The following is a 19,874-nucleotide window of genomic DNA, read 5'->3' as shown; positions in this document are numbered from 1 at the left end:
GAAGAATGGTGTATGATAAGTTTGTATAAATAATCAGTTGGAGGGTATATCGTGGAATTATTCGATAGCTTAAAATTTAAAGTGATTCGCCGTAACATCAAAATTGTTTTCCCAGAAGCAACAGATCCTCGTATTTTAGGGGCTGCAGCTCGTTTGAAAGCAGAAGAATTAATGGAGCCAATCTTGATTGGTAAACAAGAAGCAATTGTTGAAGCAGCACATGCTCGTGGAATCAAAACGTCTAACTTTACGATTATTGATCCAGATAATTATGATGGATGGGAAGAAATGGTCACAGCGTTTGTTGAACGCCGTAATGGAAAAGTCACAGATGAAGATGCTCGTAAGATCTTAAAAGATGTCAACTATTTCGGTACAATGCTTACTTACATGGGTCTTGCTGATGGAATGGTGAGTGGTGCGATCCACTCAACTGGCGATACAGTTCGTCCAGCCCTACAAATCATCAAAACAAAACCAGGCGTTAGCCGTACAAGTGGTGCAATGATCATGGTTCGTGGTCGCGATCAAGAGAAATACATTTTTGCCGATTGTGCAATCAATGTCAATCCAACAGCCCAAGAATTAGCTGAGATTGCTGTTGATAGTGCAAAAACAGCTGAATTATTTGATATCGAGCCAAAAGTAGCAATGATGAGCTTCTCAACAAAAGGTTCTGCAAAAGCACCTGAAGTTGATAAAGTAGTTGAAGCAACAAAAATTGCGAAAAGCTTAGCTCCTGAACTTGAAATCGATGGTGAATTACAATTTGATGCTTCTTACGTAGCATCTGTTGCTCAATTGAAAGCACCGAATTCATCTGTTGCAGGACAAGCGACAGTCTTTGTTTTCCCAGAGTTACAATCAGGAAATATTGGGTATAAAATCGCTCAACGTTTAGGTAACTTTGAAGCAATTGGTCCAATCTTACAAGGATTGAACAAACCTGTATCTGACTTGTCTCGTGGAGCAAATGAAGAAGATATTTACAAGTTATCAATCATCACTGCCGCTCAAACATTAATGAACTAATTAAATTGACTAAGGAATCAGGACAAGACGTTTAGCGTTTTGTCCTGACTCCCTAGTTTTTTTTTCAATAATTCGGTATACTACATTACATACAAACAGGGAAAGTTTAGGTAGGTGAAAGAATGGATATTGCAATCAACAATCCTAAAGAAACGGAATCTTTAGCAAAAATTATCGGGCTGGTAGCTGAACCAAGCGATACAATTATTCTTTCCGGAGATTTAGGTGCTGGCAAAACTACGATGACTAAAGGAATCGCTTTAGGTTTAGGCATTGATCAGATGATTAAAAGTCCCACTTATACAATTATTCGTGAGTATCAACAAGGACGTATGCCTTTGTATCATATGGATGTATACCGCATAGAAAATGGTGCGGATGATCTCGGTTTGGACGAATATTTTGAAGGCGATGGATTATCTGTTGTTGAATGGGGCAAATTATTGGGTGAATTCTTACCGACAGACTATTTAGATATTACGATCACTAAAGATCCGCAAGTGTTAGAAAAAAGAGTCTTGTCATTCCAAGCTTTTGGAAAACGAGCGGAAAACTACTTAGATCGTATTCAGAAAAAAATGGAGGACGTTATATGACAGAGGTTGAATTTACGATTCGGGAGGCAATTCCAGACGATGCAGTAGAGATTTTGCGTGCGCTAAAAATAGCTGGCAGTGAGACTCCTTTTTTAGTAATGGATGAAAAAGGTTTAGAAATGACACCAGTTGAGATGAGTGAGAATTTAGCCAATCTTTATGAATCCCCAAATAATCTATTGATGGTTGCTTTAGCAGATGAGCAAGTCATTGGGACAGCATCTATCAAAGCATCATCAAAAAAACGGATAGAGCATATTGGTGAAATTGGGATCAGTATTTTAAAGGATTATTGGGGCTTTGGCTTAGGGACTTTGATGATGGAAGAATTGATCGAATGGGCAAAAGAAAGTGGTGTGATTCGCCGTTTAGAATTAACGGTACAACATCGAAACCAGCGGGCGGTTCATGTATATGAAAAAATAGGCTTTAAAACGGAAACAATCATGGCTCGAGGTGCTAAAACAGATGAGGATGAATTTTTAGATGTACATTTAATGAGTAGGCTGATTGATTAAAAATAAAAGAGGAGGTTGGGACAGAAGCGTTTAATCCCGAGAACTAAGAAGGAATTCACGAAAATTGTTTTTTCGAATTTTTGTGCCCAAGTAGGTACTGTGCAATATCAACTCGTTCTTTGCTGTGTTTACAGCAATTTCAGCTTGTTTCCGAAAGGATTGCTTCTCCTCCCACCGTTTATTCACATTTAGGGTGTGAAACAAAAGTGATGTTTACTTTTGTCCCACACCACTCTTTTTTTGTAACACCTTGATACACAAATGTCACAATTTACATCTTCTTTTTTATGTAACCACTTTCTTTTTTTCTATATATTCTCTCACAGTAAAAGGCTATACTAGGGTCAGATAAAACGCTTAAGGAGCTGAACGAGATGTCAGAGGGAATTAAAATCGTTACCATCGGTGGAGGATCAAGTTATACACCAGAATTAGTGGAAGGGTTTATTAAACGATACGATGAACTGCCAGTACGCGAGTTATGGCTAGTCGACATTGAAGCTGGAAAAGAAAAACTAGAAATCGTTGGCGCAATGGCGAAACGTATGGTTAAAGCCGCAGGTGTTGACTGTGAAGTACATTTAACATTAGACCGTCGTGAAGCATTGAAAGATGCTGATTTCGTGACAACACAATTACGTGTGGGACTTTTAGATGCACGTATCTTAGATGAACGCATTCCATTAAGTCATGGCTTAATCGGTCAAGAAACCAATGGTGCTGGTGGTATTTTCAAAGCGTTGAGAACTGTTCCTGTGATTTTAGATATCGTAGAAGATATGAAAGAACTTTGTCCAAATGCTTGGTTAATTAACTTTACCAACCCAGCTGGTATGGTAACAGAAGCTGTTTTACGTTATGGTAATTGGGATAAAGTTGTTGGTTTATGCAACATTCCAGTTAATGCTGTATTTGAAGAAGCAGAATTATTAGGTGAAAACAATCGTGATCTATTCTTCCAGTTTGCAGGAATCAATCATTTACATTGGCATACAATTACAGATAAAAATGGAAAAGATCGTACGGATGAATTAATTAAGGTAATGTATGGTCAAGATGATGCTAAATCAATCGTAGCGAATATCAAAGACAACAACCTAATCTGGGAACAAGTTGAAAATCTACACATGGTTCCATGTCCCTACCACAATTATTACTACTATACAGATAAAATGTTAGCTGAAGAATTAGAAGACTTCAAAAACAATGGCACGCGTGCTGAAAAAGTTAAAGAAATCGAGCATGAATTATTTGAATTATACAAAGATCCTAATTTAGACTACAAGCCAAAACAATTAGCAGAACGTGGTGGCGCTCGTTACAGTGACGCAGCGTGTGAAATCATCAACTCGATTCACAATGACAAACGTACAACAATGACTGTCAGCACTAGAAATAACGGGACGATTACAGACTTACCGGCTGAAAGTGCCGTAGAAGTAACGTGTACGATTACTGGAAAAGGTCCAGTTCCCTATAACTTCGGCAGCTTTAAACCGCAAGAACGTGGGTTGTTACAAGTGATGAAATCAATGGAAGAATTAACGATCGAAGCGGCTGTTACAGGTGATTACGGTACATTATTACAAGCTTTTACAATGAATCCGTTGATTACAAGTGGTGATGTTGCTAAAGAAGTAATGGATGAATTATTAGAAGCGCACAAACAATATTTACCAGCTTTCTTTAAATAAGATAAAAAGCAAGGCAACTCGTTTTTATGAGTTGTCTTGCTTTTGTTTTTGTACTTCTTTTGCCAAATATTCTACCGTATAAAGTGCTGGCACCTGGGATGTAATATCGCTATCCCCAATTCTTTCAGTTGAAATATAATAAGGGATATTTATATCTGAAAGAGCGGCTATTGTTGATTTTTCACTGTTAGTAATCGAAATAATGGAACAGTCATTCGTAATAAAATGATTCAAATAATCGATAATTGCATCGTTCTCACCACTTACAGACAAGGCAATCACACAAACATTTTTTGCCATACTTTTATTAAAAAAGTTTACCGGATGATTAATTGGGTCTTCTATATGGAAGGCCATACTGAAAATAGATGAAAAATATAAGGCACCATATTCAGCAATGATTTTTGATGAGCCGGTTCCAATAAAAACGACAAGCTCTCTTTTAGCTAACATTTTTGCTGCAGCCTGCATTCGTTCTTGATAAAAAGCTTCTGTGGAACGCTGGATGAAATTGGTAAAAGATGTTTCATCTACTGCATGTGTTGTAACGAGTTCAGCTAAAGATTTTCGATACAAATTTAATTTAACTTTAAATTCTGAGAACCCTTCACAGCCAAATTTTCGACAAAAACGCAAAATACTGGCGGTACTACTATGGGTTTCTTTGGCTAATTCACGAATCCGCATATATACTACTTCATCGATATGAGAGGCAATATATTTATAGATTTCTAAATCAATGGGACTAAGATCAGGACTATAATCTAAAAATAACAAGATATTCCCTACTTTCTTTGTTCATATTCGTTCGTTAAATCAAGACTATACACAAAATGACGAACGGACAGACCAGAATAATTTTTATCAAATTGTTTGACGATGGTCATACCATTTTTCTCAGCAATTTTTCGAGAGGAGAGATTCGTATCTCGAATGATAGAACAAATTTTTTTCGCTTTTAATTCATTTTTAGCATAGGCAATGCATAGTTGGCTAGCTGAAGTTGCATAACCTTGATTCCAATAGTGTTTATTGACTAGGAAGCCAATTTCTAATAAGGATTCATCTTCGACCTTTGAATAGACAATTCCACATTGACCGACAAAAACTTTACTTTTTTGATCGATGATCGCCCAGAGACCAAAACCATTTTCTTGATAGCTTTTTATATTCCAACGCAACCAATCGTTTACTTTTTCTTCTGTGAAGGCTGCTTCATACGCATACATCGTTTCTTCATCTTGTAGAATCAAACTTAGATCCTCAAAATCCTCGGATGTGAAATTTCTTAAATAGAGCTTTTCATTTTCAACTATTTTTTTATTCATACGAAACTTCCTTTAATTTAGACATAAATTCATGACGCACAAAGGACCATATTCCCCTTTAAACAGAAATTGTTCCTTATCTAACTGGTATTGCTGGATTATTTTTGAAAAGTCATTGGTGTATTTCTGTAAGATCATCTGTAGTATATCTTCTCTTACTCTTATTTCAGTTATAAGACAAAATGACTTTTCTTTATTTTACCATAGTAAATAGGCAAGGCTATAAAAAACACGATTTAAAAATCCAAACAGTGAAAGAAAAGTAACAGAATCTTGGGATAATTTTAACAGAATTCTGGGAGTTTAGAATCACTATTTCTTTGTATACTAGGTTCATCAAGTACGAATGGCTGTGACTATTTGATAAAGAGTCGCCCGTGACTTTAAATGAGAGGGGATGTCAAGTAGGATTGAGTACTATTTTTGTGAGAGAAAGTCAGCATATAACTTTTGAGCAGCAAGATCAGGCAATCAAAAAACAATTGAAAGTGATCGGAAAGCTGCAAAAAAGGGTGAAAGCAGAACAACGACGAAAAAATCAGCTTGCTTCTCAACTAAAAGAACTAAAACAGCAACAAAACACTAAGGAGGAAATAAACAGATGACAGCATTAAGTGGAGTAGATGTGGTTTGGCGTTTTCGTTTAGCTGAAGACGAAGGAAACGAAAGTGCTTGGGGATTAGCCTATAGTACAGAAAATGGGTATTCAAAATCAAAAGAAAGTGAATCAACTGTAACCAAAGATGGCAGCGTAGTGACACCAGGCGCTACTGAAACAACAGTAACTGCCACAACATTGTACAAAATCGGTTCGACACAAATTGATAAATTAGAAACGGCGATGGATGAAAACAAACGTGTTCAAATTTGGCGTATCAATACGAAAGAAATCGGCACTGGCAACGACGAAGGGAAATTTAAAGCGAAATATTTTGAAGGCTATTTTACGTCATTTGAAGAAACTGATTCAGCAGAGAATAAAGTTGAATATTCTTTAGAATGGGCAATCGAAGGTGCTGGGAAGAATGGTTTTGCAGCATTAGAGTTAGATACATCAGAAGGCGGCGATTATGAATTTAAAGACACTGTAAAAGTGGAACCAAAAGCATAAGCACTTCATTCTATAAAATACTTGAAAGAGGTTAAATTTTAGCCTCTTTCACATAGTTTAGTGTAGCTAGACAATTTTTCATTAGGAGGAAAATAATATGGAATTAACGATGAACGAAAAAACATTCGATTGTAGATTTGGTTATGGATTCTTAAAAGAAATCAACAAACGGTACTCAATAGAACGCGGCGGTATGCAGTTGAAATTAGGTGTAGGCGCAATTGTTTCAAACCTGATTTTATCTGATGTGGATACTCTTTTTGAAGTCCTATTGATTGCAAATATGACAGAGAAACCTCGTATGACGGTTAAATTTTTAGAAGATTATGTTGAACAAAATGGTACAAAAAATTTGTTTGAAGAAGTGATTGATGAATTAAAAAAGTCGGAATATACCGGGACGATGACCAGCAAGATGTTGGAAGAAGCACAAGCGTAACCAACATACATTTTGATGAAGTCTATGAGCAAGTTTGCTTAAACTGTTTACGTTTTTTGCAGATTGAAAATTTTAATGAAATTGCAAGACTGACGATTCCAGATTACGAATTACGGATGAAGGCCTATCAATTAAAACAGTTAGATCGACAATACGAAATCCATCTGCAAGCTTGGGCAACGGTTATGGCAGGACAAACACGCAAGGGCAAACCGATTTTCAGAACCTTTGATAAGTTCTTCGATTATCGCAAGGCAGAAGAGAAAATACTTGGTAGACAAAAAAGAACTACTCCTGATAAAGAAAAACTTCAAAATTGGATCGCTAATTTTAATTCATAGGAAAGGAGGGGGAAAATGGAGAAAAAACAAAATGTAACGACAGTCTTATCAGCTATAGACAATAATTTTTTTAAAACATTAGCTAGTGCTGAGGGGGCGCTTAACAGTACTAAAGGAACATCAGATCGTTTATATGAATCTTTTACTAAATTAGCATCATATAATATCCCTACTCAGAGTTTCGAGGTATTCAAGCAAAGTGCACAAGATGCTTCAACTATGGTGGATAACCTTGGGGAAAAGCTAAAAAAAAGATTTACTCCAGTTATTGAAAAGCCAAATTTGACTGGAATGATAGATACTGTTGATAAAACAATTGATGATATCAACAGCAAGCTGGAACAATTTCATATGCCTAGTTTGGGAAAAATGATGAGTGGGGACGACTCTGTTTTTGGGAAAATCAACGGTAATATAGATAAAGTAACGCAGTCTTTTGGCGGAATGACTCAAAGCTTTGGTGATAAACAGAAACAAATGATTTCAGGTATGTCGAATTGGAAACAAAATCTTACTGGATTTACAGAAAATACTAAATACCAAATGAAGTTGTTTACGATGGCCATGAGAACTGAGGGGTCTCCTATCGATAAGTTAGGTACAGCGTTTGATGCAGTTTCTACTAAAGTTTCATCAGGTTTTTCAAAAATGTATCAAAGCTCTGGAATGATGGGCTCAGCATTTAGACAAGTTGGTGAAGGATTTAACGGTGTAAAAGATTATATGAGTGGACTACCTGAAAGTGCAAGATATCAAATGAAGCTTTTAGGGATGCATATAAGAAGTGAGCATCCAGCGTTGGTTGAATTAGGAACCAAGTTTTCAGATATGTCTTCTCAAGTAGGTGGAACGATTTCTACTGTTACTTCTAAATTTGGTGCTTTAGGAGGGAAATTTGCTGATACAATTACAAATTCTAAACTGTTAAAATCTACCTTCAGCGGAATAGGAACAACCTTACAAGGTTCTGCTAATGTGGGAACAACAGCTATGACTTCCATGGTTCAAGGATTATCTTCTGTTTTTGGTTTTGCACTAAAAGCTTTAGGACCAGCGGCTATTTTAGGTGTTGCATTAGCTGGTTTTGGTTTATTAGATAGTCAGTTTGATGGACAAATCGGTAAGATGATAGAAACAGCAACTACAAAAGGACCAGCTATTATTGCAGGTTTTGTTCAGGGAATCATAGATAAGCTTCCAGCATTGATGGAAACAGGCACACAATTAATAGCGGGCTTGGCACAAGCAATCACAGGAAATCTACCTGTGATCATGCAAAGTGCAGTTAACCTAATTAGTGCTCTAGTTAGTGGGGTAATTGAAAGTTTACCAACGTTGATTCCAGCAGCTTTAATGTTAATTGAATCCTTGGCTACGAGTTTATTATCTGCAGCTCCTAAGTTGTTAATGACAGGATTAGATTTATTAATGGCTTTGGTTAGTGGAATTGTAGATAACAAAGATCAAATCGTTGCAACAGTCACAAGAATCATTGAATCATTTACTACTAATATTACAGGACAACTACCTGAAATCATTAAAAAAGGTATTGAAATATTAACAAAACTTGCAGAGGGAATTGCTTCGATATTGCCTGTTTTAATTCCAGTCGCAATTGAGGCTATTGCTACGTTAGTAAGAACTTTGTCTGAACAGTTGCCAACAATTATTTCTGCTGCAGTAAAAATTATCTCCACTCTTGTTGCTGGTTTACTCAAGGAGCTTCCAAGTATTTTAGTAGCAGCAGGAAAGTTGATATGGGAACTAGTCAAAGGAATTCTAGGTGCGTTACCATCCATCGCAACAGTTGGCTATCAGATTATTAATGAACTTTCTAAGGCTCTATTTGACATTGATCTATTTGAAATTGGAGGGAATATCATCCAAGGATTTATTGATGGTATTACAGAAAAGGCAAAAAAAATATGGAAAGTTCTTGAAAATATTGGGAACGGGATTAAAGACTTTTTTACAGGAAACTTTAAAATCCACTCACCATCCCGTTGGATGCGAGATGAAATCGGCGCAATGCTGCCAGCAGGGCTTGCCATTGGGATTGAAAGAAATGCTCATGTAATAGATCAACCAATGGACAAACTAGCTTCACAAATCATGCTACCAAGCCTAGACAGTTTAGATCAGCATTTGGCAACAGTCCAAGATGTATCCGTCCAATCCAGTAGTAAACAAATGCAAGTTCAAACTAAACAACCAGCAACATTCAACATCAAACTCGGCAATCAACAATTCAAAGCCTTTGTTTCAGATATCTCAGAAGCAATGGGGCAAGATTCTGCTATTAACTTAGCATTTTAGAAGGAGGGAAAACATGTATTATTTTGAAGACACAACGAAAAAAGTCCACAAAGATGAGTTGATCCTTCCTTCTTCAGCCATGATGTATGACGGTGTGTATCTAGAAAAAATGATTGATGGCTACCGTACGTTAGCTGTAACAGGCAGAGAAATGCTATCACTGAATATTGAAACACAAGAAACACAAGTAGGAAGCATCAAACTAAATCAAAAATTACCAGCTCGAACAATCAAAGTAACCTATCAATTGATTGGGAAAGATGCAAACGATGTACAGAAGAAATACCATCAATTGATGCGTTTACTTTATAAAGAGTCAGATGTCGAGATTCGTTTCAAAGACGAATTGGACTACCATTATCATGGACAATATATAACGACAGATGATGTTCGGGGAGATACAAATAGTATTATTGCAAGTTTTGAAATACTTTGTACAGATCCAAAAAAATATTCTGTTTTGTTGAAAACAGACGGAATCATTACGACGTATTTACCTTATCAAACAACGCCTGAACAAATTAAAGTAACAGTTGCAGTATTTGGTTCTTTGATGATTACAAATGGAGCAAAGACGATTAAAATCACAAGTTATAATTTAAGTGCTGGTGACCAGGTTGTTTTTGATTTCTTAAAGGGAAAAGTCTTTGTCAATGAGCTAGATCAAACTTTTTTACTAGATTTAGAAAGTGATTTCGAAAATTTTACTATTAAAGAAGGCCAAATTATTCAATGCAACAATGGCAAAATGACTATTTCCTACCGGGAGGTACAATTATGAATAAGAATGTTTATTTCTTTGATGAACGTCAGCACTTACTCCGAATCGTTAAAGAAAATGAATTGATAGAAGCCATTCAAGAAAAAGAAATTACGTCAAGTAAAAATGAATTGATGAATGATACTTTAAATGTGTCCACCATATATGATGAAGAGTTGAAACAAGCGGCATACATGGCTGTAAAAGAAGAAGGATCTTTTTATAGTTTATACAGAATTATTTTAGACAGTGAAGAGGAAAATAGTCTATCCTTTGTCGGCATTAGCTTTGCACCAGATGAGTTAGATTCTTACGTTATCAAAAATGTACAAGTAAAAAATGAATCAATCAAAAATACTCTAAAAAAATTGTTAGTTGAAACAGAATGGCGTGTAGGCGAAGTAAACGCAAATTTACCTGCAATAACAGACGATTTTAGTTTTCTATCTGTACGAGATGCATTAAAAAATATTCAAACACAAGGCTGTGAAATTCTTTTTAAATATAAGATAGATGGCATTGGAATCACAGATAAATGGATAGAAGTTTATCGTGAAATCGGTGAAAAAAGCAAACAGCGTTTTACTTATGGTGACAAAGCATTGAGCATTGTGAAAGAACAAGATCGTAATCAAGTATACACAAGCTTGATCGGTCGTGGTCGTGGCGAAGACGTTGGGGATGGAAAAGGCAAGCGAATCGAGTTCACAACTATAGAATGGAAAAAAGCAAAAGGGAAACCGTTGAATAAACCAAAGGGACAAAATTGGTTGGAATTTCCTGAAATGACCCAACAATATGGTATTCCACTAAAAAATGGTGGGATGAGAAGACGAGAAAAAGTCATTACATTTGATGAAGAAGAGAATCCAGAAAAATTACTACAAAAAACATACGATTCACTCATTGAATATTCTCGTCCACTCGTTCAATTTAAAACTGAAATTTTAGGTGGAGATGCGATTGGAAATACTGTAACAATTCATCGCCATGATCGAAATTATCACTATCAAACACGAATTTTTAAAGTCAAAATCGATCGTTTAACAGGAAAAGTCGAAGCGGGTTTAGGAGATAATATTACGAAAAGTATTTCAAAAGCAACCTCTGATTTAAAAGGAAATGTTGATACTTTGGAAGAAAAGAAGATGACTTTCTATGATTCAGAAGAGATTTCTAAGTGGCAAGATGATATTATTCGTGGAGCCAAGGGTGGCTCTATCAAATTGATGAACGGTATTGAAACTGGGAAGTCTAACAGTCGTGAACCTTATCAAATGGTATGGATGAACAAGGATTCGCTAGAGACAAGTGACCATTTTCTAGTAGCAAATAGTGAAGGCATAGGTTTTATCGATGGGGATTTTAATAAAGGTAAATACAAAACAGCATGGACGATCGATGGGAAATTCAATGCAGATTTTATCCAAGCAGGTACGATTCGAGGTAGAACAATTGAAGGTTGTGAGTTTAAAACTTTAGATGACACATTCCAAATAAAGATTTTAAACGGCAATATTATTTTCAGTGATAAGAAAATGAGTAAAAAACTAGGATCAATTAGTGCAACACGAGGTGCTAACGGAGTAAATGGATTTGCTGTTATTCAACAACCGGGTTTTATTTTTTCTTTAAATTCTGGGAGTAAAGACAAAAATGGTACATCTAACTATGTGATCCAAATTCCCAAAGAAAGTACGATGGAAGAACCTAAACTCAATTCACAAGCGATATGGAAGCATAACGGTGATTTGCATATTACAGGGAAACTATTTATTAATGGAAAAGAAATAACAGGTAACGGCAGCGGCGGCTCTGGTGGAGGCGGCGAAATACCCCCAGAACTGACAACAGATCAAGAAAAAAATGCTTGGGGAATTTGGCACTTCTTTAAAAATAAAGGCTGGACGGAGCAATCTATCGCTGGAATGCTTGGAAATATCCAATCAGAATCGGGAATCATGCCTGATATTGACGAATTAAGTGGTGGAGGTGGTTATGGGTTAACCCAATGGACTCCTAAATCTAAGCTTGTTAATTGGTGTAACGAACATGGATTAGATCACCGAACACTTGATACTCAATGCCAACGGATTCAATGGGAAATGGAAAATAATCAACAGTGGTTTCCAAATTATGAACGTCCAGACTTATCAACTATATCATTTAGGGACTTTACCAAATTATCAGATGTTAGACTGGCAGCGGAATATTTTATTGCATTTTATGAGCATCCTAAATATCCAAATCAACCAGCTAGAGCACAGCAAGCTCAGTATTGGTATGACAAATTAAGAAATTTAAAACCTGGAGCTGATACTGGAGCAGCAGGCTTGGCCCATTTAGATACATTGTACAAACAGCCTTTAGGTAATGGACAATGTTATGCTGTCTCAGCAGAGTATTCTGGATTTCTAGGAGGCTGTGGTTTAGGCGCTAATACAGGATATCCTTTAAGCCATGTGATCGGAGATACAGAAGCAGCGGCTGAAATTGGTAGTGGATATAATTGGGCCGCAGTCGGTTGGAAAGTTATTTATAACCCGTCTTATCAACAGTTAGTCGTAGGGGCGATCATCAACTGGAAGCGCGGCGGCAATATTGGCGGCTTTACTGTTGATAGCACATATGGTCATACAGGCGTCATCCGTGGTTTAGCCAATGGAGGCTTCCAAACGTACGAACAAAATATCGGGTTAGGACAAGTAGTCGGCAAATATGAGCGTTCATGGGTCGGAGCAAGTGAAATCAGCTCAATTGTCATCCCGCCCAAATAAACAATTTTTAGAAAGGAGTGAGTAAATGTCAATCGTCTATCCAATTTTTTTATCAACAACACAACCAAACGATAATATTCCTTCGATCATGATTCGTCAATTTGACGAAGGAAGCCAAGTCTTGGCTGTAACCATAACAGAACATGGAAAACCAAAAGACATTTCAAATTTAACCCCTTTTTTCTGCGTCAAACAAGGACATCATGCAGGTCTCGGTTTATCGGAACAAAAAGTCACTAAAATCATCGACGCAAAAAAAGGAACATTAGAATACACCTTAACCAATTACGATATGCAAAATATTGGAGAAAATACGGCTTACTTTAGCTTTAGAGAACTGCAAAAAGACTTAAGCTGGCACCAACAATTTTCTACCAGTGATTTTACGTATCAAGTCAAAAAAAGCATTTATGATGATGGGGTCAAAGACAGTAACTACATTTGGACATTTGAAGAAATTTTACGCTATTTTACTGAATGGGTGAAAACATGTCAGGAGGTCTATGATGACTGGTATGTGGTAGCACAAGAAGAACTACAGCGGATTATTGCTGAATTCCAAGCGTGGATCACAACAAACCAGCAGCGCTATGATCAATGGTCACAAGGTCAAAGAACAGAATTTGACCAATGGTTTGCTACGATCAAAGGAATTTTAGATGAAAATGCAGCGGGAAATCTTTTGCATTTGATCGAAGAATTAAAACGAGCACATTTTACTTTAAAAAGTGGTGAAACCGGAATTCTTAGAACGATTCGAGATGATAAATTTAGCTTGAATCATAAGGTGACGAAAGTAGGAAGCGTTACTCATAAAAAAGAAGCTTCAGCCTTAGTGATAGCTGAAATCGACAGTGAAAAACAACATACTTTCTTCCTAAGAAAGGTAGGCTCAGTCTAATGGCACATAAAGTAGAAATCAAAAAAGTTATGGAAACCGAGGAATCAGGTGTACAACGTCAAGTTTTTCCTGAAACCCATGTTAGTGCAGTTCTTGGTTTAGATCAAATCGCAACAGTAGGAATTGGTGTTAGATCGATCAACGGAAAAACAGGCGACATCACCTTAACAGCTAAAGATTTAGGTGTTGAGGGAACAGGAATAACAATAGAGAAGGTGGGAACAGTATGACGGATATCGTTGAATTAAAAAGTGATGGATTCGTTGTTTATCCTAAAACCCATGTCAGTGCGATTGAAGGAATGACAACGATCAAAGGTGAAAAAGGGGATACAGGGCCTCAAGGTGTACCTGGATTACAAGGACCAGCAGGAATAAACGCAACAACGACAGCTGATGCAACGCAAACAGTTAAAGGATTGATGAGTGCAGCTGATAAGAAAAAATTAGATACATTACCAACAATAACATTCAGTAAGGTGGGAGCAGTATAATGGCAGATATTGTACAATTAGAAGAAAAAGGAAATTTACTTTATCCTAAAACACACGTAAGTGCGATTGATAATTTTGATGAAACAGTTGTCAAGAAAAGTGGAGATGAAGAAATTGCTGGGGTTAAGAATTTTAAGGACGGATTACAAATTTCTGGTAAAGAAGTAATTAAGGGATATGAAAAATATACGCTCAAAAACACGATGATCAATACGGAAGCGAAAAAGAACGTCTCTGAGTTAGCGGGAGTTTTCGTTAAAACAGGAAACGTAGTTACTTTTAACGGAAGAGTTAATATTTCTATAGCAAATGAAACCAGCAGTTTTTTGGAAATATTATCCATACCTTCTAATTTTCTACCTAACTCTACAGGTTATTGGAACGTAGCGGTCACAATCAACCAATTAAGTAACGCTGAAGCGACTAGAATTTCTATCATTGATGGTGCAAAGAAGAGTTTGCTTGTTTATACCAATAAAACTGGAAATCACTATTTATCAGCTTCTTGGCACACTTAATAATAAAAATAGAATTCGATTTTTTAGGTGATAATTACTAAAAAGTGAATATTTAGTCTGTAGAAAAACTATTCGGGTAGTTTTCTACAGACTTTTTTGTGTGTTCTGAAAACCACCTGCTATGCGGGTGGTTCCATAGAGCTTCCAGCGAGGTAATAAAAAAGCCCCCTAAAATGTTAAACTGATATAGGTTTCCCGACCGAATCATCAACATTAAAGGAGGTTCCTTTATGAAAAAGGACAATCAAAGTTTATCACACACCGTATGGAAATGTAAGTATCACATCGTCTTTGCGGCAAAATACCGTCGCCAAATCATTTATGGCAAGTACAAGAAAAGTGTCGGAGAAATCATTCGACTTTTATGTGAAAGAAAAGGCGTCGACATCATCGAGGCAAATGCATGTCGAGATCACATTCATTTGTTGGTCAGTATTCCACCGAAATTAAGTGTCTCGGGTTTTATCGGTTACCTAAAAGGAAAAAGTAGTTTAATGATCTTCGATAGACATGCGAATTTAAAGTATCGATATGGCAACCGTAAGTTTTGGTGTCGTGGCTATTATGTCGATATCATTGGCCGAAACAAAAAACAAATAGAAGAATATATTCGCAATCAAGTTTAGGAAGATTATATAGCAGATCAGCTGACATTGTTTGAGGAGTATGATCCGTTCACAGGTAATAAAAATAGCAAAAAATAAAAAATGAAATTCTTTAAGAATCAGCGAGAAGAAGTGGTGCGCAAGGGAGATCCGCTCAGAAGGCCTTTCAGGCCGTGTCCGGTAAAAGAGGCTTTCAGCCGAAGAGCAAACCTCCAGTGAGAACTGGAGGTTTTGATTGCATTAGGTCATTGTTTTTGAGATTATTTTCTTGACCTTATTACAATTCTTATCGTAATATAGTTAGGAGCCGAACTATTGAAAGAGGAGGTAAATAATGGACAGAAAAATCGGTCTAAAAATCAGAATTTTAGCGAATGAAATCAATCGAAAGTCAGCAGAAATTTTAAAAGAAGAAGACGGCGAAGCCTCTTCAAGTATCCAAATGCGCATTCTAAACTTCATTCACCGCCGTAATAGCCAACAAGTACCAGTCTATCAAAAAGACATCGAACAAGAATTTGACATTCGACGTTCCACTGCGACGGGCGTTTTGCAAACAATGGAGAAACGCTTGTTTATCGAAAGACGATGTTTGGAAAAAGATAATCGTTACAAAACGATAATGTTAACTGAATTAGGCGAACAGAAAGTCAAAGAAAACATCGTAAAGCTACATAAATTCGATGAGTTACTTGTGCGAGGAATTCCAGAAGAAGAACTAGCAATCTTTTTCAAATTATTGGAAAAATTATCTGAGAACAGCAAAAAAATAAATAAGGAAGGTGAACTAGTTACATGATAAAAAAACTAATCGCCAACATAGGTGTCTATAAAAAAGAAAGTATCATCACGCCAATTTATGTAACTGGAGAAGTAATTTTAGATATTATCATCCCCTTGGTTATGGCAATGATGATCGATAATGGCATCGAAAAGGGAAATACAAACGCTATTTTAATGTATGGGGCTATTTTATTTATTTGTGCAATTATTGCGTTATTTTTTGGAGCGATGTCAGGTCGTTATGCTGCAGTTGCTTCAGCTGGATTTGCGAAAAATTTACGCGATCAATTATTTGTTCGTATTCAAGGATTTTCATTCTCAAACATTGATCGTTTTTCTACATCCAGTTTGATCACACGGATGACAACAGACGTGACCAATATTCAAAATGCGTACCAAATGATTATTCGGCTGTTAGTTCGAAGTCCACTGATCATGATTTTTTCATTAGCCATGGCTTATAGTATCAACAAGGATCTGTCCTTGATTTATTTAGGCGTCGTGCCATTTTTGATGATTGGTTTAGCAGCAGTTATTTATTTTGCTCACCCTAATTTTAATAAAGTTTTTCGTATTTATGACAAATTAAATAACGTCGTTCAAGAAAATTTACAAGGGATTCGTGTCGTTAAATCTTATGTAAGAGAAGAACATGAAGACGAGAAATTCAAAACGGTTTCTAAAGATATCTACAAAACATTCTCGAAAGCACAAAGCATTGTTGCCTTCAATAATCCGATTTTACAGTTTGCTGTCTATACGTGTATGTTGTTGATTTCATGGTTAGGGGCAAAATTTGTAGTAGGGAGTACGTTGACTACTGGGGAACTGGTCAGTATGTTTACATATACAATGCAGATTTTAATGAGTTTAAATATGCTGTCAATGGTTTTTGTCATCGTACTGATTGCACGGACATCTGCTGAACGGATTACTGAAGTTTTATCAGAGGAAAGTGATTTAAAAAATAATCCAGATCCACTCTATGACATTCCAAATGGTTCTGTTCGTTTTAACGATGTATGTTTCAGTTATGCGAATAATCTTGAAAAATTGGCGCTGATGCATGCGAATATGGAAATCAAGTCAGGTGAAGTGATTGGGATTGTTGGTGGGACTGGTAGTTCAAAATCAACATTGGTTCAATTGATCCCGAGATTGTATGATGTAACACAGGGGTCAGTAGAAGTTGGTGGACATGATGTTCGGCACTATGATTTGAAATCATTGCGTGACCAAGTCAGCGTAGTTCTACAAAACAATGTATTATTTACTGGAACAATTAAAGAAAACCTTCGTTGGGGAAATGAAGAGGCGACGGATGAAGATTTGATCCGAGTGTGCAAGATTGCTCAGGCAGATGGTTTTATTGAAGAATTCCCTGATAAGTATGATACGATGCTTTCTCAAGGCGGAAATAATGTTTCAGGTGGGCAAAAACAACGGTTGTGTATTGCACGTGCATTATTGAAAAAACCTAAAATTTTGATTTTAGATGATTCGACTAGTGCTGTGGATACAAAAACAGATCGTTTGATCCGTGAAGGAATGCGACAAGAAATTCCAGGGACTACAACATTCATTATCGGACAACGGGTTTCCTCTGTTCAAGATTCTGATCGTATCATCGTGATGGATAAAGGGGCAATCAATGCTATTGGAACCCATGACGAATTATTAGCGACTAATCAGATTTATCAAGAAGTTTATGAGTCTCAACAGAAAGGATTTGGTGAAGAAGATGCGTGATGAACAAGCAAAAGGGATTCGCAAAAGTCAAGATCCTTTGAAAACGTTGAAACGACTATTCTCATATATGTTTAAAAACTACAAGTTCCAGCTTCTATTTGTTCTTATTCTCATTTTATTAAGCACCTTTGCGAATGTTCGGGGCTCGTTATTTTTACAAGTGGTGATCGATGATTACATTACACCGTTACTTGGTCAAAGTGACCCTGATTTTTCTGGGTTATTAAAGGCAATTACAACGATGGCACTGATTTATGGCGTTGGAATCATTTCAAACTTAGGGTTTAACTTGATCATGGTACGTATCAGTGAAGGAACGCAAAAAACAATTCGAGATGAAATGTTTACTCATCTTGAAACATTGCCGATTCGCTATTTTGATTCAAATTCTGATGGGGATATTATGAGCCATTTTACGAATGATACGGATACATTACGTCAGATGATCTCTCAAAGTATCCCTAATCTGGTTGCTGCTGTGGTCAGTTTTATTAGTGTATTTATCGCGATGTTTACGATCAGTGTTCCATTGACCTTAGTTGTGTTAGTTTCTGTTTCGATAATGATTGTGACGATTCGGATGATTGCAGGACGCAGTAGTCGCCATTTTGGTAAGCAGCAACGTGATTTAGGAAGCGTAAACGGTTATATTGAAGAAATCATGCATGGCCAAAAAGTGGTGAAAATTTTTAACCATGAGCCGCAAACGATCAAACAATTTAAAAAAATCAATGAAGAATTACGACAAAGTGCTACTCAAGCGAATAAATACGCAAATAGCTTAATGCCGATCATGATGAATTTGTTAAATATTCAATATGTACTCTTGGCAGTCATTGGAGGAATCTTTTCAGTGTATGGTGTTTCTGGTTTGACGATTGGGATGATTGCTTCGTTTCTACAATTGAGCCGTTCGTTGAACATGCCAATCAGTCAAGTGTCACAACAAATCAATTTTGTGATTATGGCTTTAGCGGGCGCTGACCGTATTTTTATGTTGATTGATGAAAAATCAGAAATAGATGATGGCTATGTAACGTTAGTTAATGTAAATCGTGCGTCAGGTGCTCTTGTCGAAAGTGAAGCTAGAACAGGAATTTGGGCCTGGAAACACCCACATGCGGATGGAACTGTTACGTATACTGAATTGACTGGAGATGTTCGTTTTGAAGATGTATCCTTTGGGTATACAGATAAAAATCGCGTATTAAAAGATATCAATCTTTATGCGGAACCAGGTCAAAAAGTGGCCTTCGTTGGGGCAACAGGTGCAGGTAAAACGACCATCACAAATTTGATCAATCGTTTCTATGATATTCAAGAGGGAAAAATTCGTTATGATGGAATCAACGTAAAAAAAATCAAAAAAAGTTCCCTAAGAAGATCATTAGGGATTGTTTTGCAAGATACTCATTTATTTACAGGGACGATTCGTGAGAATATTCGATATGGGAAATTGAATGCTTCTGATGAAGATGTACTCAAGGCCGCACAGTTAGCAAATGCAGAGGATTTTATCAATAATTTACCCGATAAATATGATACAGTGATCACTGGTGACGGCGAAGGATTATCGCAAGGACAACGCCAATTGTTATCGATCGCTCGAGCAGCGATTGCGGATCCTCCTGTAATGATTTTGGACGAAGCAACATCTAGTATAGATACTAGAACAGAAAAGCATGTACAAGCTGGTATGGATCGCCTCATGAAAGGCAGAACAGTATTTGTCATCGCACATCGATTATCAACGATTCAAAATTCAGATGCAATCATGGTCATGGATCATGGTCGAATTATTGAACGAGGCAGTCATGAAGATTTACTTGAAGAAAAAGGAATCTACCATCAGTTATATACAGGGAAAGTGGAACTTTCATGAGAACAATAAAAAACACCAATCACTTAGTGAT

Annotated in this window: 20 protein-coding genes and 1 pseudogene; 19 read left to right on the top strand and 2 right to left on the bottom strand. The window is 36.7% G+C overall.

The genetic code is table 11. The features are described from left to right. Nucleotides 1-51 precede the first annotated feature (51 nt). From pta to IGJ34_RS12415, 4 genes are all read left to right on the top strand, one after another. On the top strand, nt 52-1,032 hold the full coding sequence (gene pta / locus IGJ34_RS12430) for a phosphate acetyltransferase (protein ID WP_069654437.1): 981 nt from the start codon (nt 52-54) through the stop codon (nt 1,030-1,032). A 122-nt stretch (nt 1,033-1,154) separates the two neighbouring features. Continuing rightward, nucleotides 1,155-1,628, top strand: coding sequence for a tRNA (adenosine(37)-N6)-threonylcarbamoyltransferase complex ATPase subunit type 1 TsaE (gene tsaE, locus IGJ34_RS12425; protein ID WP_430597578.1), 474 nt, complete (start codon nt 1,155-1,157; stop codon nt 1,626-1,628). Beyond that, entirely contained in the window at nt 1,625-2,146 is a 522-nt protein-coding gene (locus IGJ34_RS12420; RefSeq protein ID WP_069654435.1) for a GNAT family N-acetyltransferase, read from the top strand. The genes tsaE and IGJ34_RS12420 overlap by 4 nt, the downstream gene beginning before the upstream one ends. A 374-nt stretch (nt 2,147-2,520) precedes the next feature. Beyond that, nucleotides 2,521-3,840, top strand: a complete 1,320-nt coding sequence (locus IGJ34_RS12415; protein ID WP_430597577.1) for a 6-phospho-beta-glucosidase — start codon at nt 2,521-2,523, stop codon at nt 3,838-3,840. 24 nt (nt 3,841-3,864) lie between these two features. Here the strand turns inward: IGJ34_RS12415 and IGJ34_RS12410 are convergent, their stop codons facing one another. Further along, nucleotides 3,865-4,617, bottom strand: a complete 753-nt coding sequence (locus tag IGJ34_RS12410) for a MurR/RpiR family transcriptional regulator (RefSeq protein ID WP_430597576.1) — start codon at nt 4,615-4,617, stop codon at nt 3,865-3,867. A gap of 8 nt (nt 4,618-4,625) precedes the next feature. Next, nucleotides 4,626-5,168, bottom strand: a complete 543-nt coding sequence (locus IGJ34_RS12405) for a GNAT family N-acetyltransferase (protein ID WP_430597575.1) — start codon at nt 5,166-5,168, stop codon at nt 4,626-4,628. 377 nt (nt 5,169-5,545) lie between these two features. On the opposite strand from IGJ34_RS12405, the gene IGJ34_RS12400 reads away from it, so the two are divergent. The 15 genes and pseudogenes from IGJ34_RS12400 to IGJ34_RS12330 all read left to right on the top strand — a co-directional run bounded on the left by IGJ34_RS12400 (nt 5,546) and on the right by IGJ34_RS12330 (nt 19,843). Then, nucleotides 5,546-5,773, top strand: coding sequence for a hypothetical protein (locus IGJ34_RS12400; RefSeq protein WP_240485887.1), 228 nt, complete (start codon nt 5,546-5,548; stop codon nt 5,771-5,773). Further along, a complete protein-coding gene (locus IGJ34_RS12395; protein ID WP_069655256.1) occupies nt 5,770-6,279 on the top strand; it encodes a phage major tail protein, TP901-1 family in 510 nt (169 codons plus the stop codon). Before IGJ34_RS12400 ends, IGJ34_RS12395 begins: the two co-directional genes overlap by 4 nt. Nucleotides 6,280-6,376: 97 nt before the next feature. After that, nucleotides 6,377-6,718: a tail assembly chaperone gene (locus IGJ34_RS12390; RefSeq protein ID WP_069655257.1), complete on the top strand. Its 342-nt coding sequence runs from the start codon at nt 6,377-6,379 to the stop codon at nt 6,716-6,718. A 56-nt stretch (nt 6,719-6,774) separates the two neighbouring features. Further along, nucleotides 6,775-7,059, top strand: a complete 285-nt coding sequence (locus tag IGJ34_RS12385; RefSeq protein ID WP_430597574.1) for a hypothetical protein — start codon at nt 6,775-6,777, stop codon at nt 7,057-7,059. 15 nt (nt 7,060-7,074) lie between these two features. Further along, entirely contained in the window at nt 7,075-9,375 is a 2,301-nt protein-coding gene (locus tag IGJ34_RS12380; RefSeq protein ID WP_430597573.1) for a phage tail protein, read from the top strand. Between the two features lie 13 nt (nt 9,376-9,388). Beyond that, nucleotides 9,389-10,156, top strand: a complete 768-nt coding sequence (locus IGJ34_RS12375) for a distal tail protein Dit (protein ID WP_430597572.1) — start codon at nt 9,389-9,391, stop codon at nt 10,154-10,156. Continuing rightward, complete coding sequence (locus IGJ34_RS12370; RefSeq protein WP_430597571.1) at nt 10,153-12,912, top strand: phage tail spike protein; 2,760 nt, start codon at nt 10,153-10,155, stop codon at nt 12,910-12,912. Before IGJ34_RS12375 ends, IGJ34_RS12370 begins: the two co-directional genes overlap by 4 nt. A 25-nt stretch (nt 12,913-12,937) precedes the next feature. After that, entirely contained in the window at nt 12,938-13,813 is an 876-nt protein-coding gene (locus IGJ34_RS12365) for a phage baseplate upper protein (protein WP_206835786.1), read from the top strand. Beyond that, nucleotides 13,813-14,043, top strand: coding sequence for a hypothetical protein (locus IGJ34_RS12360; RefSeq protein WP_206835789.1), 231 nt, complete (start codon nt 13,813-13,815; stop codon nt 14,041-14,043). Before IGJ34_RS12365 ends, IGJ34_RS12360 begins: the two co-directional genes overlap by 1 nt. Next, nucleotides 14,040-14,306 (top strand): hypothetical protein, encoded by a 267-nt coding sequence (locus IGJ34_RS12355; RefSeq protein WP_069655263.1) that lies wholly within the window; start codon nt 14,040-14,042, stop codon nt 14,304-14,306. The genes IGJ34_RS12360 and IGJ34_RS12355 overlap by 4 nt, the downstream gene beginning before the upstream one ends. Beyond that, nucleotides 14,306-14,824 carry a hypothetical protein gene (locus IGJ34_RS12350; protein ID WP_069655264.1) on the top strand — a complete coding sequence of 173 codons (519 nt, stop codon included), beginning with the start codon at nt 14,306-14,308 and terminating at the stop codon, nt 14,822-14,824. Before IGJ34_RS12355 ends, IGJ34_RS12350 begins: the two co-directional genes overlap by 1 nt. 230 nt (nt 14,825-15,054) lie before the next feature. Next, nucleotides 15,055-15,528 (top strand): annotated as a pseudogene (tnpA, locus tag IGJ34_RS12345) (IS200/IS605 family transposase). A gap of 235 nt (nt 15,529-15,763) precedes the next feature. Then, nucleotides 15,764-16,228 carry a MarR family winged helix-turn-helix transcriptional regulator gene (locus IGJ34_RS12340; RefSeq protein WP_111248604.1) on the top strand — a complete coding sequence of 155 codons (465 nt, stop codon included), beginning with the start codon at nt 15,764-15,766 and terminating at the stop codon, nt 16,226-16,228. Beyond that, a complete protein-coding gene (locus IGJ34_RS12335; RefSeq protein WP_430597570.1) occupies nt 16,225-17,961 on the top strand; it encodes an ABC transporter ATP-binding protein in 1,737 nt (578 codons plus the stop codon). The genes IGJ34_RS12340 and IGJ34_RS12335 overlap by 4 nt, the downstream gene beginning before the upstream one ends. Next, nucleotides 17,954-19,843 carry an ABC transporter ATP-binding protein gene (locus tag IGJ34_RS12330; protein ID WP_069655268.1) on the top strand — a complete coding sequence of 630 codons (1,890 nt, stop codon included), beginning with the start codon at nt 17,954-17,956 and terminating at the stop codon, nt 19,841-19,843. The genes IGJ34_RS12335 and IGJ34_RS12330 overlap by 8 nt, the downstream gene beginning before the upstream one ends. The last annotated feature ends 31 nt before the right edge of the window (nt 19,844-19,874 follow it).

The sequence above is a fragment of the Enterococcus sp. AZ177 genome (assembly GCF_050544585.1).
GTDB lineage: Bacteria > Bacillota > Bacilli > Lactobacillales > Enterococcaceae > Enterococcus_L > Enterococcus_L plantarum.
Note: the sequence above shows the minus strand (reverse complement) of the source record. Positions and strands in the feature narration are given on the sequence as shown.

Coding starts and splice junctions, on each gene's coding strand:
- tsaE (WP_430597578.1), top strand. CDS start 1,155: ATGGATATTGCAATCAACAATCCTAAAGAAACGGAATCTTTAGCAAAA.
- IGJ34_RS12420 (WP_069654435.1), top strand. CDS start 1,625: ATGACAGAGGTTGAATTTACGATTCGGGAGGCAATTCCAGACGATGCA.
- IGJ34_RS12415 (WP_430597577.1), top strand. CDS start 2,521: ATGTCAGAGGGAATTAAAATCGTTACCATCGGTGGAGGATCAAGTTAT.
- IGJ34_RS12405 (WP_430597575.1), bottom strand. CDS start 5,168: ATGAATAAAAAAATAGTTGAAAATGAAAAGCTCTATTTAAGAAATTTC.
- IGJ34_RS12395 (WP_069655256.1), top strand. CDS start 5,770: ATGACAGCATTAAGTGGAGTAGATGTGGTTTGGCGTTTTCGTTTAGCT.
- IGJ34_RS12390 (WP_069655257.1), top strand. CDS start 6,377: ATGGAATTAACGATGAACGAAAAAACATTCGATTGTAGATTTGGTTAT.
- IGJ34_RS12380 (WP_430597573.1), top strand. CDS start 7,075: ATGGAGAAAAAACAAAATGTAACGACAGTCTTATCAGCTATAGACAAT.
- IGJ34_RS12375 (WP_430597572.1), top strand. CDS start 9,389: ATGTATTATTTTGAAGACACAACGAAAAAAGTCCACAAAGATGAGTTG.
- IGJ34_RS12370 (WP_430597571.1), top strand. CDS start 10,153: ATGAATAAGAATGTTTATTTCTTTGATGAACGTCAGCACTTACTCCGA.
- IGJ34_RS12365 (WP_206835786.1), top strand. CDS start 12,938: ATGTCAATCGTCTATCCAATTTTTTTATCAACAACACAACCAAACGAT.
- IGJ34_RS12360 (WP_206835789.1), top strand. CDS start 13,813: ATGGCACATAAAGTAGAAATCAAAAAAGTTATGGAAACCGAGGAATCA.
- IGJ34_RS12355 (WP_069655263.1), top strand. CDS start 14,040: ATGACGGATATCGTTGAATTAAAAAGTGATGGATTCGTTGTTTATCCT.
- IGJ34_RS12350 (WP_069655264.1), top strand. CDS start 14,306: ATGGCAGATATTGTACAATTAGAAGAAAAAGGAAATTTACTTTATCCT.
- IGJ34_RS12340 (WP_111248604.1), top strand. CDS start 15,764: ATGGACAGAAAAATCGGTCTAAAAATCAGAATTTTAGCGAATGAAATC.
- IGJ34_RS12335 (WP_430597570.1), top strand. CDS start 16,225: ATGATAAAAAAACTAATCGCCAACATAGGTGTCTATAAAAAAGAAAGT.
- IGJ34_RS12330 (WP_069655268.1), top strand. CDS start 17,954: ATGCGTGATGAACAAGCAAAAGGGATTCGCAAAAGTCAAGATCCTTTG.